Source organism: Pseudomonas sp. MWU13-3659, assembly GCF_023757525.1.
Classification (GTDB): domain Bacteria; phylum Pseudomonadota; class Gammaproteobacteria; order Pseudomonadales; family Pseudomonadaceae; genus Aquipseudomonas; species Aquipseudomonas entomophila_E.
Genome location: NZ_JAMSHW010000006.1, coordinates 181,890 through 196,166, shown reverse-complemented (window position 1 = coordinate 196,166; position 14,277 = coordinate 181,890). Strand labels below are relative to the sequence as shown.

General features: G+C 64.2%; 12 protein-coding genes. 7 read left to right on the top strand and 5 right to left on the bottom strand.

The genetic code is table 11. The features are described from left to right. The first annotated feature begins 99 nt into the window (after positions 1-99). Complete coding sequence (locus tag NGM28_RS10590; protein ID WP_430624191.1) at positions 100-2,550, top strand: penicillin-binding protein 1A; 2,451 nt, start codon at positions 100-102, stop codon at positions 2,548-2,550. Between the two features lie 154 nt (positions 2,551-2,704). Here the strand turns inward: NGM28_RS10590 and NGM28_RS10585 are convergent, their stop codons facing one another. The 3 genes from NGM28_RS10585 to rpmE form a co-directional block, all read right to left on the bottom strand. Next, positions 2,705-3,973 carry a malic enzyme-like NAD(P)-binding protein gene (locus NGM28_RS10585; RefSeq protein WP_240063943.1) on the bottom strand — a complete coding sequence of 423 codons (1,269 nt, stop codon included), beginning with the start codon at positions 3,971-3,973 and terminating at the stop codon, positions 2,705-2,707. 179 nt (positions 3,974-4,152) lie between these two features. Then, on the bottom strand, positions 4,153-4,974 hold the full coding sequence (locus NGM28_RS10580; RefSeq protein WP_252090077.1) for a thermonuclease family protein: 822 nt from the start codon (positions 4,972-4,974) through the stop codon (positions 4,153-4,155). A gap of 2 nt (positions 4,975-4,976) precedes the next feature. Further along, positions 4,977-5,192 (bottom strand): 50S ribosomal protein L31, encoded by a 216-nt coding sequence (rpmE, locus tag NGM28_RS10575; protein WP_011531746.1) that lies wholly within the window; start codon positions 5,190-5,192, stop codon positions 4,977-4,979. Between the two features lie 169 nt (positions 5,193-5,361). Here rpmE and NGM28_RS10570 point away from each other — a divergent pair, with 169 nt between their 5' ends. From NGM28_RS10570 to NGM28_RS10560, 3 genes are all read left to right on the top strand, one after another. Continuing rightward, the gene (locus tag NGM28_RS10570) at positions 5,362-7,581 is read left to right on the top strand and encodes a primosomal protein N' (RefSeq protein WP_252090076.1); all 2,220 of its coding nucleotides are present in this window, start codon (positions 5,362-5,364) and stop codon (positions 7,579-7,581) included. Positions 7,582-7,779: 198 nt separating this feature from the next. Beyond that, on the top strand, positions 7,780-9,516 hold the full coding sequence (gene argS / locus NGM28_RS10565) for an arginine--tRNA ligase (RefSeq protein ID WP_240063946.1): 1,737 nt from the start codon (positions 7,780-7,782) through the stop codon (positions 9,514-9,516). Between the two features lies 1 nt (position 9,517). Beyond that, entirely contained in the window at positions 9,518-10,222 is a 705-nt protein-coding gene (locus tag NGM28_RS10560; protein ID WP_011531743.1) for an SPOR domain-containing protein, read from the top strand. 87 nt (positions 10,223-10,309) lie between these two features. Here the strand turns inward: NGM28_RS10560 and NGM28_RS10555 are convergent, their stop codons facing one another. Beyond that, positions 10,310-10,735: an NINE protein gene (locus NGM28_RS10555; RefSeq protein ID WP_240063947.1), complete on the bottom strand. Its 426-nt coding sequence runs from the start codon at positions 10,733-10,735 to the stop codon at positions 10,310-10,312. 158 nt (positions 10,736-10,893) lie between these two features. Between NGM28_RS10555 and NGM28_RS10550 the strand changes: the two genes are divergently transcribed. Further along, the gene (locus tag NGM28_RS10550) at positions 10,894-11,541 is read left to right on the top strand and encodes a C40 family peptidase (RefSeq protein WP_252090074.1); all 648 of its coding nucleotides are present in this window, start codon (positions 10,894-10,896) and stop codon (positions 11,539-11,541) included. A gap of 126 nt (positions 11,542-11,667) precedes the next feature. Here the strand turns inward: NGM28_RS10550 and NGM28_RS10545 are convergent, their stop codons facing one another. Continuing rightward, complete coding sequence (locus tag NGM28_RS10545) at positions 11,668-12,660, bottom strand: type IV pilus twitching motility protein PilT (protein ID WP_252090072.1); 993 nt, start codon at positions 12,658-12,660, stop codon at positions 11,668-11,670. A 65-nt stretch (positions 12,661-12,725) separates the two neighbouring features. Here NGM28_RS10545 and NGM28_RS10540 point away from each other — a divergent pair, with 65 nt between their 5' ends. After that, a complete protein-coding gene (locus NGM28_RS10540) occupies positions 12,726-13,412 on the top strand; it encodes a YggS family pyridoxal phosphate-dependent enzyme (RefSeq protein ID WP_252090070.1) in 687 nt (228 codons plus the stop codon). Between the two features lie 38 nt (positions 13,413-13,450). Beyond that, positions 13,451-14,269 (top strand): pyrroline-5-carboxylate reductase, encoded by an 819-nt coding sequence (proC, locus tag NGM28_RS10535; protein ID WP_252090068.1) that lies wholly within the window; start codon positions 13,451-13,453, stop codon positions 14,267-14,269. Positions 14,270-14,277: the final 8 nt, after the last annotated feature.

Here is a 14,277-nt window from a genome sequence, read left to right as displayed (position 1 = left end):
ACCCGATGGGGCGAAAAGTGCTTATAATGCCCAGCGAATTTTCCCGTCCGCTGGCCCTGCGCGCCCTCCACTCCTCAACCTGGACACCCAAAAGCCTTGATACGCCTGCTGAAGTTCTTCTGGTGGTCTTTCGTCGCAGTCATCTGCGCGCTCGTACTCGGTGTGAGCGGTGCGTTCCTGTATCTTAGCCCCAGCCTGCCCTCGGTCGATTCCCTGCGAAGCGTCCAGTTGCAAATCCCCCTGAGGGTGTACAGCAGCGACGGCAAACTGATTGCCGAGTTCGGCGAGATGCGGCGCTCGCCGATCAAGTTCCAGGAAATTCCCCCACAGTTCATCCAGGCGCTTCTGTCCGCTGAAGACGACAACTTCCTCAACCACTACGGTGTCGACCCCAGCAGCCTGATGCGTGCGGCCACGCAACTGCTCAAGTCCGGGCATATCCAGACCGGCGGCAGCACCATCACCATGCAGGTGGCGAAAAACTTCTTCCTGAGCAGCGAGCGCAGCTTCTCGCGCAAGACCAACGAGATCCTCCTGGCGCTGCAGATCGAACGCGAGCTGACCAAGGACGAGATCCTCGAGCTGTACGTCAACAAAATCTACCTGGGCAACCGCGCCTACGGCATCGACGCCGCCGCGCAGGTGTATTACGGCAAGTCGATCCGTGACGTCAGCCTGGCGCAGATGGCCATGATCGCCGGCCTGCCCAAGGCACCGTCGCGCTTCAACCCGCTGGCCAACCCGGTGCGCGCCAAGGAGCGACGCGACTGGATCCTCGGGCGCATGTACAAGCTTGGCAAGATCGACGATGCCAGCTACCAGGCCGCCCTGGCCGAACCGCTGAACGCCAGTTATCACGTCCCTACCCCGGAAGTGAACGCGCCCTACGTCGCTGAGATGGCCCGCGCCGAAATGGTCGGGCGTTACGGCAGCGACGCCTATACAGAAGGCTTCCGCGTCACTACCACCGTGCCCAGCGACATGCAGCAGATGGCCAACAATGCCGTGCTCAACGGGCTTTCCGAGTACGACGAGCGCCACGGCTATCGCGGCCCGGATGCACGCTTCCCGGGCAAGACCCGCGCCGCCTGGCTGCAGGAACTGGGCAAACAGCGCACCCTGGGCGGCCTGGAGCCGGCCATCGTCACCCATGTCGAAAAAAGCGGCCTGAAGGTGATGACCCGCGCCGGCCTGGAAGAAGACGTGGCCTGGGACACCATGAAATGGGCCCGCCCTTACCTGAACAGCAACTCGCAGGGCCGTTCGCCGCAGTCACCGGCCGATGTGGCCCAGGTCGGCGACCTGGTGCGCCTGCAACGCCTGGAGAACGGCAAGCTCAAGTTCAGCCAGGTGCCAGGCGCCCAAAGCGCACTGGTCACCCTCGACCCTTACAATGGCGCCATCCGCGCCCTGGTCGGCGGTTTCTCCTTCGAGCAGAGCAACTACAATCGCGCCATGCAGGCCAAGCGCCAGCCGGGCTCCAGCTTCAAGCCGTTCGTCTACAGCGCCGCGCTGGACAACGGCTACACCGCCGCCAGCCTGGTCAACGACGCACCGATCGTGTTCGTCGACGAGTACCTGGACAAGGTCTGGCGCCCGAAGAACGACACCAACACCTTCCTCGGCCCGATTCGCATGCGCGAGGCGCTGTACAAGTCACGCAACCTGGTCTCGATCCGGCTGCTGCAAGCGATGGGCGTCGACCGCACCATCGACTACATCGCCAAGTTCGGCTTCAACAAGCAGGACCTGCCGCGCAACCTGTCGCTGGCACTCGGTACCGCGACCTTGACGCCCATGGAGATCGCCACCGGCTGGAGTACCTTCGCCAACGGCGGCTACAAGATCAGCCCGTACCTGATCGACCGCGTCGAAAGCCGCAACGGCGAAACCCTGTTCACTGCCAACCCGGCGCGCGTGCCTCAAGGCAGCCAGGACCAGGCCGGCCTTGCCGCGCCGGAACAGCCGATCAGTGTCGCGCCGATGCCGGGGGAAGCCCCCTCGGCCTTCGGCCAGGTGGCCCCGGCACCTCAGGTGCCGGCTATCGCCGAGCAGATCATCGACGGCCGCACCACCTACATCCTCACCAGCATGCTGCAAGACGTGATCAAGCGCGGCACCGGCCGCCGCGCCCTGGCCCTGGGCCGTGGCGACCTGGCAGGCAAGACCGGCACCACCAACGAGTCCAAGGACGCCTGGTTCTCCGGCTACAACGCCGACTACGTCACCACCGTCTGGGTAGGCTTCGACCAGCCCGAGACGCTGGGCCGCCGCGAGTATGGTGGCACCGTGGCGCTGCCGATCTGGATGAGCTTCATGGGCCAGGCGCTCAAGGACAAACCCGAGCATGCGCCGGCCGAGCCCGAGGGTATTCTTAGCCTGCGCGTCGACCCGGTCAGCGGCCGTGCGGCCACGCCAAGCACGCCGAATGCCTACTTCGAGCTGTTCAAGGCCGAGGATTCGCCACCCTCGGTGGATGAGCTGGGCAACGGCGCGGCACCTGGCAGCCCGCTGCCAGCGGATGAGTCGGCACCGATGGACCTGTTCTGATCCATCGACCTGTTCGCCGGCAAGCCGGCCCCTACACAGTCAGGTAGGAGCCGGCTTGCCGGCGAACAGATCGCGCAACCTACACATGAATCCGAGACAAACAAAAAGCCCCGGCTCTCGCGAGCCGGGGCTTTTTCATGACGCTACAACGGGATCAGCCGTTGAACACGTCATCCACGCTCTTGAGCGGGTAGTGCTTCGGATACGGCAGGGTCGCCACGCCGGATTCGATGGCGGCCTTGGCCACGGCATCGGAAACCACGGTGATCAGGCGGGCATCCAGCGGCTTCGGAATGATGTACTCGCGGCCGAATTCCAAGGCTTGTACACCGTACGCCTCGCAGACTTCCTTCGGTACTGGCAGCTTGGCCAGGTCCTTCAGGGCGATGGCGGCGGCGATCTTCATTTCTTCGTTGATGCGCTTGGCGCGAACGTCCAGGGCACCACGGAAGATGAACGGGAAGCCCAGCACGTTGTTGACCTGGTTCGGGTAGTCAGAACGACCGGTGGCCATGATCACGTCGCTGCGGGTGGCGTGAGCCAGTTCCGGGGCGATTTCCGGGTCCGGGTTCGAGCAGGCGAACACGATCGGGTTGGCGGCCATCGACTTCAGGCCTTCAGGGCTCAGCAGGTTCGGGCCGGACAGACCGACGAACACGTCAGCGCCATCCAGGGCATCAGCCAGGGTGCGCTTGTCGGTGGTGTGGGCGAACTGGGCCTTGTACTGGTTCAGGTCGTCGCGGCCGGCATGGATCACGCCACTGCGGTCGATCATGAAGATGTTCTCGACCTTGGCGCCCATGCTCACCAGCAGCTTCATGCAGGAGATGGCTGCGGCGCCGGCGCCCAGGCAGACGATCTTGGCGTCTTCGAGCTTCTTGCCGGCGATTTCCAAGGCGTTGATCATACCGGCCGCGGTGACGATGGCGGTGCCATGCTGGTCATCGTGGAATACCGGAATGTCGCACTGCTCGATCAGGGTGCGCTCGATCTCGAAGCACTCAGGTGCCTTGATGTCCTCGAGGTTGATGCCACCGAAGGTGATGGAGATGCGGCGCACGGTGTCGATGAAGGCCTGCGGGCTTTCCGACTCGACTTCGATATCGAATACGTCGATACCGGCGAAACGCTTGAACAGAACACCCTTGCCTTCCATGACCGGCTTCGAGGCCAGCGGGCCCAGGTCACCCAGACCGAGGATCGCGGTACCGTCGGAAATCACCGCGACCAGGTTGCCCTTGCCGGTGTACTTGTAGGCCAGCTCCGGATCACGGCCGATCTCGCGCACGGGTTCGGCGACGCCTGGGCTGTAGGCCAGGGCGAGGTCGCGGGCGGTGGCGGTTGGCTTGGAGAGCTCGACGCTCAGTTTCCCCGGACGGGGCTGGGCGTGGTATTCGAGAGCGGCGGTTTTCAGGTCTGACATGATGGGCATTCCGCTATTTACTGTTCTGACGGACCGCCGAGGATACGCAAAGAGCCGGGGGGCGACAAGACTGCCCGGTCACTATGTGTCAAGGCCTCTGGCCTACGACTTTACGCTATAACCCACGGGGCTTACGGAGCCCAGTGTGTACAATCCAATAGCAAACTGTCTACAAGTATTTAACCGGAAACAGGCTCCAGCATGCTCGGATCGGTCAATGGCAACAGCCAGCGTTGCTGCCCGGGCTTGAGACCACCCTTGCGGGAACGATCCAGCACCCAGCCACGCGCCTCGACCTGGCGTCCCTTGAGGTTAGCGAAGAAGCTGGCAGGGAAGTTGCGCTGCAGACGAGCGGGAATCTGCAACACCACCGAGTCGTCGAGTTCCAGCCAGACACCGCCACGATTGCGCTCGATTGCCGTGACTTTACCAACGATCACTGCAAACCCTGATTGCCGCACGTGCTCCGCAGGCAACACCGGCGACTCCCGCCAGAGCCCGGCCCTCGCCTTTCGAGCGGCTTGCTCCGCTTGCTGCTGACAGCTGGCGAGCGTCACGTTGGGTGCGATCGCTACCCGGTAGCCAAGCCCTTCGCTGAGCAATTGTGCTTCCAGATTGTCGCCAGACCGACCGTACAGGTGCGCCAGCGTGCGGCCGTACTTGTCCTTGCCTTCGACACCCGGGACCAGCCCGATACGACCGTCGCTGGCCTTGACCAGTGCCTGCAACCGCCGCTTGGCAGCCTCGGCATAGGGCTCGCTGGCTCGCCTCTTGCGGCCGATCTCGGGCGCATTGATGCCAATGAGCCGTACGCTACGGCCATCAACCAGGCGCACGGTGTCGCCATCGACCACGCTGCGCACCGCCACCTGCTGCGGGCTTTCTGGCAGCGGGCAGAAGGCCTGGGCCGGAAAATGCCAGATCGCGCCCACAAAAAAGGCGCCCACAAGGGGCGCCTTCTTTTGCAGCAGCGCGAACCTCGAGAGATTCGCCATGCGCATGATTACTTCTTGGTACCGAACATACCGAAGCGATCGGCGAACTTCTGTACGCGACCACCGGTGTCCAGGACTTTCTGCTTACCGGTGTAGAACGGGTGGCACAGGTTGCAAACGTCGATCGCCAGGACGCTGCCCAGGGTCGAACGGGTTTCAAACTTGTTGCCGCAGCTGCAGGTGACTGCAACTACTTCGTAGTTCGGATGAATATCTGCTTTCATGGTCACTTCCTCGAGCTGCGTGCCGCCACCCAACACCTATTGTTGAATACCGCACGTAATTAGGCGGCGAATAATACCAGAGCGCCAAGCCAACGCAAGTTGTCGCTTGCACCGACCGTCGTCTGCTAGGCTCGCCTGATTTGTGAAACGCCCTCCAGAGACCTTCCGCGTGTCCGACGTCATCCTGCGCCTCGCCCTGCCCTCGCCCCTGCGTCGCCTGTTCGACTACCGGGCGCCCGCGAGCATGGTGCGCCAGGCGCTGACGCCCGGCATGCGCCTGCGCGTGCCGTTCGGCCGTCGCGAGATGATCGGCGTGCTGGTGGAGGTCGCCGACAAGAGCGAAGTGCCCGCCGACAAGCTCAAGCCGGCCAGCGCCCTGCTCGATCCGGTTTCACCGCTACCACCAGCACTGTTCAAGTTGTGCCTGTGGACCGCCCAGTACTACCAGCACAGCCTGGGCGACACCCTGAGCTGGGCACTGCCCACGTTGTTGCGCCAAGGCGAGCCCGCCGAAGTGCGCCAGGAGCGCTTCTGGCATGTCGCGCCGGGCGCCCGCCTGGACGACCCGCGCATCACCCGCGCCCCACGCCAGCGCGAGGCGCTCAAGACCCTGTCGCAGCATCACCACGGCGTGGCCCATAGCGTGCTGGCCAAGATGGGGTTGAACAAGGACAGCCTTGACCTGCTGCTGGCCAAGGAACTGGTCCAGGTTGAAGTACGCCGCCACCTGCCGCCGCCACGCCACGAACACTGGCTGGCCCAGCCGGAACTGCCACTGAACGAAGAGCAGCGCGCCGCTTTCGAAGCAGTGCGTTCGGGCTTTGGCGCATTCCACGCCTTTCTCCTGGCCGGCGTCACCGGCAGCGGCAAGACCGAGGTCTACCTGCAACTGATCCGCGAGACACTGGAGGCCGGCAAGCAGGCGCTGATCCTGATCCCCGAGATCAACCTCGGCCCACAGACCCTGCAACGCTTCGAGCAGCGCTTCAATGCGCGCATCGCCCTGCTGCACTCGGCAGTGGGCGACCGTGAGCGCCTGGACGCCTGGCTGGCGGCCCGCGATGGCGAGGCGGACATCATCATCGGCACCCGCTCGGCGCTGTTCACACCGATGAAGAACCCTGGCCTGATCATCATCGACGAAGAACACGACGGCTCCTATAAACAGCAGGAAGGCCTGCGCTACCACGCCCGCGACCTGGCCGTGGTGCGCGCGCACCAGGAAAACATCCCGATCCTGCTGGGCTCGGCCACTCCATCGCTGGAGAGCCTGCACAACGCCCACAGCGGCCGCTATGGCCTGCTGCGCATGAACCAGCGCGCCGGTGGTGCCCGCGCCCCGCGCTTCCTACGCCTGGACGTGCGCAGCCTGCCGCTGGACAGCGGTATCAGCGGGCCGTTGCAACAGGCCATCCGTCAGACCCTTGAAGCTGGCCAGCAGGTGCTGGTGTTCCTCAATCGTCGTGGCTTCGCCCCCACCCTGCTATGCCACGACTGCGGCTGGCTCTCGGAATGCCCGCGCTGCGATGCACGCATGACCGTGCACCAGCGCTCCGCCGTGCTGCGCTGCCACCATTGCGGCTATGACGAACGCCTGCCGCTGCAGTGCCCGCAGTGCGCCCATGTCGATTTACGCCCGGTGGGTGCAGGCACAGAGCGCGCCGAAGAGCGCCTTAAAGTGCTGTTCCCGGACTATCCGATCCTGCGAGTCGACCGCGACAGCACCTCGCGCAAGGACGCCATGCACAACCTGTTCACCACGATCCAGCGCGGGCAGCCGAGCATCCTGGTGGGCACCCAGATGCTGGCCAAGGGGCACCACTTTCCCCGCGTCACCCTGGTGGCCATCCTCGACGCCGACGGCGGCCTGTTCTCCGGCGACTTCCGCGCCAGCGAGCGCATGGCCCAGTTGATCGTGCAGGTCGCCGGCCGCGCCGGGCGCGCCGAAGAGCCGGGCAAGGTGATCGTGCAGACGCACCTGGCCGACCATCCGTTGCTGGTACAGCTCACCGAACAGGGTTACTTCGCCTTCGCCGAGCAAGCCCTGAGCGAGCGCCGAGCCGCCGGTTTGCCGCCGTTCGCCCACCTGGCCCTGTTGCGCGCCGATGCCCACAAGCCAGGCCAGGCGGAAGCCTTCCTCGACGAAGCCTGCGCCGCTGCCGAGTGCGTACTCGCCGAGCAAAGCCTGCACGGCATCGAACTGCTCGGCCCGGTCCCGGCGCCCATGGAGCGACGGGCGGGAAGGTTCCGAGCACAACTATTGCTCCAGGCCAATGCCCGAGCCCCCCTGCATCGACTGATCAGTGCCTGGTTGCTAGTGTTGGAGCAGATGCCGTCGGGGCGACAGGTGCGCTGGTCGCTGGATGTCGACCCGGTCGACCTTTATTGAGCGACAAGCTGCAAGCTGCAAGCCTCAAGCTGCAAGAAACAGCTGCCTTGCGCTGGGGCCTCTACTTGCAGCTTGCCGCTTGAAACTTGCAGCTCGCCGCTGAAAGGTTGGCAACCCGCCCTCGGCAACGGATAATGCCCAGTTTTTCCACCTGCGCATCGAAGCGCTCACCGCGCTTGCGGTCGAAAAGAGAATCCCATGAAAGACACCATTCGCCAGCTGATCCAGCAAGCCCTCACCCAACTCGTCACCGAAGGTGTGTTGCCTGAAGGGCTGACGCCGGCGATCCAGGTGGAAAACGCCCGAGACAAGACCCACGGCGACTTCGCCAGCAACATCGCCATGATGCTGGCCAAGCCCGCCGGCATGAAACCGCGCGACCTGGCCGAAAAGCTGATCGCTGCATTGCCGAAAAGCGACGACATCACCAAGGTCGAGATCGCCGGCCCTGGCTTCCTGAACTTCTTCCAGAACACCAACGCCCTGGCCAGCCGCCTCGACGCCGCCCTGGCCGACGGCCACCTGGGCGTGCGCAAGGCCGGGCCGAGCGAAAAAGTCGTGATCGACATGTCAGCGCCGAACCTGGCCAAGGAGATGCACGTCGGCCACCTGCGTTCGACCATCATCGGCGACAGCGTCGCGCGCGTGCTGGAGTTCCTCGGTGACGACGTCATCCGCCAGAACCACGTGGGCGACTGGGGCACCCAGTTCGGCATGCTGCTGGCGTATCTTGAAGAAAACCCGATCACCAGCGACGAGCTGTCGGACCTGGAAAACTTCTACCGCGCGGCGAAGAAGCGCTTCGACGAGTCCGAGGAATTCGCCACCCGCGCCCGCGGCCTGGTGGTCAAGCTGCAGGCCGGCGACCCTGACTGCCTGGCGCTGTGGACTCGCTTCAAGGACATCTCCCTGTCCCACTGCCAGAAGACCTACGAGCTGCTCAACGTCAAGCTGACCATGGCCGACGTAATGGGCGAGAGCGCCTACAACGACGACCTGGCCAACGTGGTCGCCGACCTGAAGAGCAAAGGCCTGCTGGTTGAAAGCCAGGGCGCCCAGTGCGTGTTCCTCGAAGAGTTCAAGAACACCGAAGGCGAGCCCCTGCCGGTGATCGTGCAGAAGGCCGACGGCGGCTACCTGTACGCCACCACCGACCTGGCCGCCGTGCGCTACCGCAGCAACAAGCTCCAGGCCGACCGCGCCCTGTACTTCGTCGACCAGCGCCAGGCCCTGCACTTCAACCAGGTGTTCGAAGTCGCCCGCCGCGCGGGCTTCGTCGGCCACCCGATGAAGATGGAGCACATGGGCTTCGGCACCATGAATGGCGCCGATGGTCGCCCGTTCAAGACCCGCGATGGCGGCACCGTCAAGCTGATCGACCTGCTCACCGAAGCCAAGGAACGTGCCTACGCCCTGGTCAAGGAGAAGAACCCGGGCCTGGCCGAGGACGAACTGCGCAAGATCGGTGAAGTGGTGGGTATCGGCGCGGTCAAGTACGCCGACCTGTCGAAACACCGCACCAGCGACTACAGCTTCAACTTCGAACTGATGCTCAACTTCGAAGGCAACACCGCGCCATACCTGCTGTACGCCTACACCCGCGTGGCCGGTGTGTTCCGCAAGCTCGGCAAGGGCTTCGACGAAGTCGACGGCAACATCGTGCTGCAGGCCGCCCACGAACAGGACCTGGCCGCGCGCCTGGCGCAGTTCGGCGAGATCCTCAACAACGTTGCCGACAAGGGCACGCCGCACGTGCTGTGCAGCTACCTGTACGACCTCGCCGGCCTGTTCTCCAGCTTCTACGAGAACTGCCCGATCCTCGCCGCCGATACCGCCGAGCAACAGCAGAGCCGCCTGCGCCTGGCCGCCCTGACCGGCCGCACCCTCAAGCAGGGCCTGGAACTGCTCGGCCTGGAAACCCTGGAGCGCATGTAAGTTGGCTGCAAAGAAGAAACCCGCACCCAAGCGCGGCGCCAGCCGCTCCCAGCCGCCTGCCAGCAAGCAGCCGATCCCGGGCTGGGTGTGGCTGGCGGTCGGCCTCACGGTCGGCGCCTTCATCGTCTTCCTGATGAAGCTCGAACCCGGCGGTGACGACATCAAGCGCACCAAGCCCGAGCAGCAGAAGCCGGAGAAGGTCGCCGAAGCGAGCAAGGCCACCACACCCGCACTGCAGCAGCCGGTGAAGCCGAAGTACGACTTCTACACCCTGCTGCCGGAGTCGGAAGTGATCGTGCCGCCCGAGGCGGTCCCGGAGAAAACACCGCCGGTACCGGCGCAACCCCCGGTACCGAGCACACCGGTGACCCCGGCGGAAGCGGCGAAGATCGACACGGCCCGCGCCCAGGCAGCATTGCTGGGGCAGACACCACCACCCGCGCCGCCGGTGATCAAGCCGGCCGCCACCACTCAGTTCTTCCTGCAGGCTGGCTCGTTCCGCAAGCAGGCCGACGCCGACAAGGTCCGCGCGCAGATCATCCTGCTTGGCCAGGCCGTGAAGGTGGAGTCGGGCACGGTCAAGGACGAGACCTGGTATCGGGTGATGGTCGGCCCGTTCAGCAACCGCGAACAGCTGACCGTGGCGCAGAAGCAGTTGGCAGGGGCAGGCTTCAGCAACCTGCTGCTGCAACAGCGCCGCCAGTAAGCGCCAAGCTACGAGCTTCAAGCGTCAAGAAAAAGCAGGATCGCCCCGTGCCTCTTCTTGCAGCTTGCAGCTCGTGGCTTGCCGCTATCAAGCCCGCCGACGCTCGGCGTTCACTTGCGAAATCTGGCTGTTGAGCGTCCAGAAGTCATACAGCACCCCCAACAGGAACACGCCGCCGGTGAACAGGTAGATCAATGCGCTGATCCACTTGCCCTGGTACAGGCGGTGCACGCCGAACACCCCGAGGAAAGTCAGGAAGATCCACGCCAGGTTGTAGTCCACGCCACCTGACTCGAAGCGCATGTCCGCCTCACGGTCCATCGACGGGATCAGGAACAGGTCGATCAGCCAGCCGATACCCAACAGGCCAAGGGTGAAGAACCAGATCGTCCCGGTGATCGGCTTGCCGTAGTAGAAGCGGTGCGCGCCGGTAAAGCCGAAGATCCACAGCAGGTAGCCGAGCACCTTGCTGTGGGTGTCGTGAAGGGGCGCCCCCTGTTGATAACCATTCATTCGAAGCCCTCGCGGGATAGCTGAAAATTTTCTAACGGAAAATGTGACTTTTTCGTTTTGACCCGACGTATGGTACGGAACCAAACGACCAGTGGATCAGAATGAGATCAAAAAGCTGTTATAAAGTTGCGCGCCAACACTTATAAAGAGCTTCATCTATGCCGCCTTTCCTCAAGACATGGCTGACCCTCTGCCTATTATTGCCCCTGGCCGCCCACGCCACCAATCGTGAGCAACGTCTTCCCAGCGGTTTCACCGGTTATACGACCAACGCCGACGCCACGGTGAAACGCGCCCCGGTCCAGTACCGCAAAAGCACCCTGAACGTGCAGGCCCGCCCGAGCAATGCCGCCAAGCACCAGGCGCTGCAGGCCGTGGCCATGTCGCCCAAGCAGAGCAGCGAAGTGCTCAGCCGCGCCGTGAACGTGCTCGGCACCCCCTATCGCTGGGGCGGTAGCACACCGAAGAAGGGCTTCGACTGCAGCGGCCTGGTCAAGTACGCCTTCAACGATGTGGCCGACATCGACCTGCCGCGCACCTCCAACGCCATGGCCCAGGGCCAGGGCGTGAAAGTGGCGCGGGACGACCTCAAGCCGGGCGACCTGATCTTCTTCAACATCCAGAGCCGCCGGGTCAACCACGTCGCCATCTACCTGGGCAACGACCGCTTCATCCACGCACCACGCACCGGCAAGCGGGTGAGCATCGACAGCCTGGAAAAACCCTACTGGCAGAAGCGTTACGTGGTGGCCAAGCGTGTGCTGCCCAAGGCCCAACAGCAGGCTCTGAGCCTGGCCAAGCGCTGAGTAAAAATTCGGCACGCTCCTTGTAAGAGCGGCTTTAGCCGCGATGCGAACGACGCGGTGCCTGGCACCGGCATTGCCGGTGTTCGCGGCTAAAGCCGCTCCTACAGGAGACATGTGGCGCCTGATCTAGTCGATCAAGCCTTGCTGCCTCAAGCGCCGTGTCGCCTCTTCCATCGTCACCATCCCCTGTGCCGCCCCGACCTGCATCAACGAACAGATCTGCACCATCCGCCCCTCGCGGATCAGGTTGCGCACCGCCGGCGTCACCACCAGCACCTCCCTAGCGGCAACCCTGCCGCCAGCCACGCGCCTGACCAGCCTCTGCGCCACCACCAGCTGCAGCGACTCCGCCAACATCGTGCGCATCAGCGGCTTTTCCTCGGCGGCGAACACCTCCACCAAGCGATCAATACTGTTGACCGCCGAGCGCGTATGCACCGAGGCCAGCACCAAATGCCCTGTTTCGGCAGCTCGAAGTGCCAGGCGGATGCTCTCCAGGTCACGCAGTTCACCGACCATGATCACATCGGGGTCCTGGCGCAACGCACTGCGCAAACCCTGGGCAAAGTCGCGACTGTCGCGGCCAATTTCTCGTTGGTTGACCAGGCTGCGCTGGCCTTGATGAATGAATTCGACAGGGTCTTCCAAGGTGACGACGTGAAGCGCGTACTCCCGATTGAGCTCATCGACCAGGGCCGCCAAGGTGCTGGACTTGCCGCTCCCCGTGGGACCACCAATCAGCACCAGGCCATCCCGGTTCGCTGCAAAAGCTTGAAACACATCATGCAGATCGAGCTCATCGAGGCTCGGCACTCGCGCCGGGATCAGCCGTATGCTCGCCCCCGGCCCATTGCGCTGGCGAAACAGGTTCACCCGGAAGCGGCCCAGAGCGGGCACAACCAAGGCAAGATCCAGTTCATCACCCGACATCCATTGCTGGCGCTGCCCATCATCGAGCCATCCAGCCAGGCCCTGCTCCAGCGCTGCAGGTCCAAGCACCGGCAACGCCATGCGTCGCAGTTCGCCATCCAGGCGCAGCAGCGGCACCTCGCCCACGGCCAGGTGCAGGTCGCTTGCACCCGCAGCCACGGCCTGGGCCAGCAGATCGGTCACATCCATGAGACTCCCCAACGGCGATCAAGCAGGTAGAATGCCGCAGACCCCAAAGCCGCCGGCGACGAACCATGTCCACCCTAGCAGAGAACATTTCGGCCATTTCCGCCCGTATCGACAACGCGGCGAAGGCTGCCGGCCGCGACCCGGCCAGCCTCCAGCTGCTGGCGGTGAGCAAGACCAAGCCGGCCAGCGCCATCCGCGAGGCTCATGGCTGTGGCCTACGCGACTTCGGCGAGAACTACCTTCAGGAAGCCCTGACAAAACAAAAGGAACTCTCTGACCTGCCCTTGATCTGGCACTTCATCGGCCCCATCCAGTCGAACAAGACCAAGGCCATCGCCGAGCACTTCGACTGGGTACACTCCGTGGACCGCCTGAAAATCGCCCAACGCCTTTCGGAACAACGCCCGGCCAAGCTGCCGCCGCTGAACATCTGCCTGCAGGTGAATGTCAGCGGCGAAGACAGCAAGTCCGGCTGCGCACCTGCCGAGCTACCGGCCCTGGCCCAGGCCGTGAACGCCCTGCCCGGCCTGCGCCTGCGTGGCCTGATGGCGATCCCGGAGCCGACCGATGACCGCACCGAACAGGAGGCGGCCTTTGCCACTCTGCGCAAGCTTCAGGAGCGACTGGATCTCGGCCTGGACACCCTGTCGATGGGCATGAGCCACGACCTGGAAGCCGCCATCTCCCAAGGAGCGACCTGGGTCCGTATCGGTACCGCCCTGTTCGGCGCCCGCGACTACGGCCAGCCCTGAACCCATGCTTAACTCACTCTTTTCCTCAAGGACCTGACATGAGCAAGACTCGTATTGCCTTTATCGGCGCCGGCAACATGGCCGCCAGCCTGATCGGCGGCCTGCGCGCCCAGGGCCTGGACGCCACGCAGATCCGCGCCAGCGACCCGGGTGCCGAGACCCGCGCGCGGATCCAGGCCGAACACGGTATCGAAGCATTCGAAAGCAACGCACAAGCTATCGACGGCGCCGACGTGATCGTGCTCGCAGTCAAGCCGCAGGTCATGAAAGCCGTCTGCGAGGCACTGAAGCCGGACCTGAAAGCCGGCCAACTGGTCGTCTCCATCGCCGCGGGCATCACCTGCGCCAGCCTGCAAGCGTGGCTGGGCGCCATCCCGGTGGTGCGCTGCATGCCCAACACCCCGGCATTGCTGCGCCAAGGCGTCAGCGGCCTGTATGCCACCCAGGAAGTGTCCACCGAGCAACGCCAGCAGGCCGAGCAGCTGCTGTCCGCCGTGGGCACTGCCCTGTGGCTGGACGAAGAACAGCAACTGGATGCCGTCACCGCCGTCTCCGGCAGTGGCCCGGCCTACTTCTTCCTGCTGATCGAGGCCATGACCGCCGCGGGCGAGAAACTCGGCCTGCCACGTGAAACCGCCTCGCAACTCACCCTGCAGACCGCCTTGGGCGCTGCGCACATGGCCGTTGCCAGCGACGTCGACGCCGCCGAACTGCGCCGCCGCGTCACCTCGCCGGCCGGCACCACCGAGGCGGCGATCAAATCGTTCCAGGCCAGCGGCTTCGAAGCCATCGTCGAGCAGGCATTGCAAGCTGCGGCGACACGCTCCGCCGAACTGGCCGAACAACTGGGCAAATAAGGAGCCAT

Excerpts from the sequence above, each read along its gene's own strand:
- NGM28_RS10585 (WP_240063943.1), bottom strand. The coding sequence starts at position 3,973 with ATGTCAGACCTGAAAACCGCCGCTCTCGAATACCACGCCCAGCCCCGT.
- NGM28_RS10580 (WP_252090077.1), bottom strand. The coding sequence starts at position 4,974 with ATGCGCATGGCGAATCTCTCGAGGTTCGCGCTGCTGCAAAAGAAGGCG.
- rpmE (WP_011531746.1), bottom strand. The coding sequence starts at position 5,192 with ATGAAAGCAGATATTCATCCGAACTACGAAGTAGTTGCAGTCACCTGC.
- argS (WP_240063946.1), top strand. The coding sequence starts at position 7,780 with ATGAAAGACACCATTCGCCAGCTGATCCAGCAAGCCCTCACCCAACTC.
- NGM28_RS10555 (WP_240063947.1), bottom strand. The coding sequence starts at position 10,735 with ATGAATGGTTATCAACAGGGGGCGCCCCTTCACGACACCCACAGCAAG.
- NGM28_RS10550 (WP_252090074.1), top strand. The coding sequence starts at position 10,894 with ATGCCGCCTTTCCTCAAGACATGGCTGACCCTCTGCCTATTATTGCCC.
- NGM28_RS10545 (WP_252090072.1), bottom strand. The coding sequence starts at position 12,660 with ATGGATGTGACCGATCTGCTGGCCCAGGCCGTGGCTGCGGGTGCAAGC.
- NGM28_RS10540 (WP_252090070.1), top strand. The coding sequence starts at position 12,726 with ATGTCCACCCTAGCAGAGAACATTTCGGCCATTTCCGCCCGTATCGAC.
- proC (WP_252090068.1), top strand. The coding sequence starts at position 13,451 with ATGAGCAAGACTCGTATTGCCTTTATCGGCGCCGGCAACATGGCCGCC.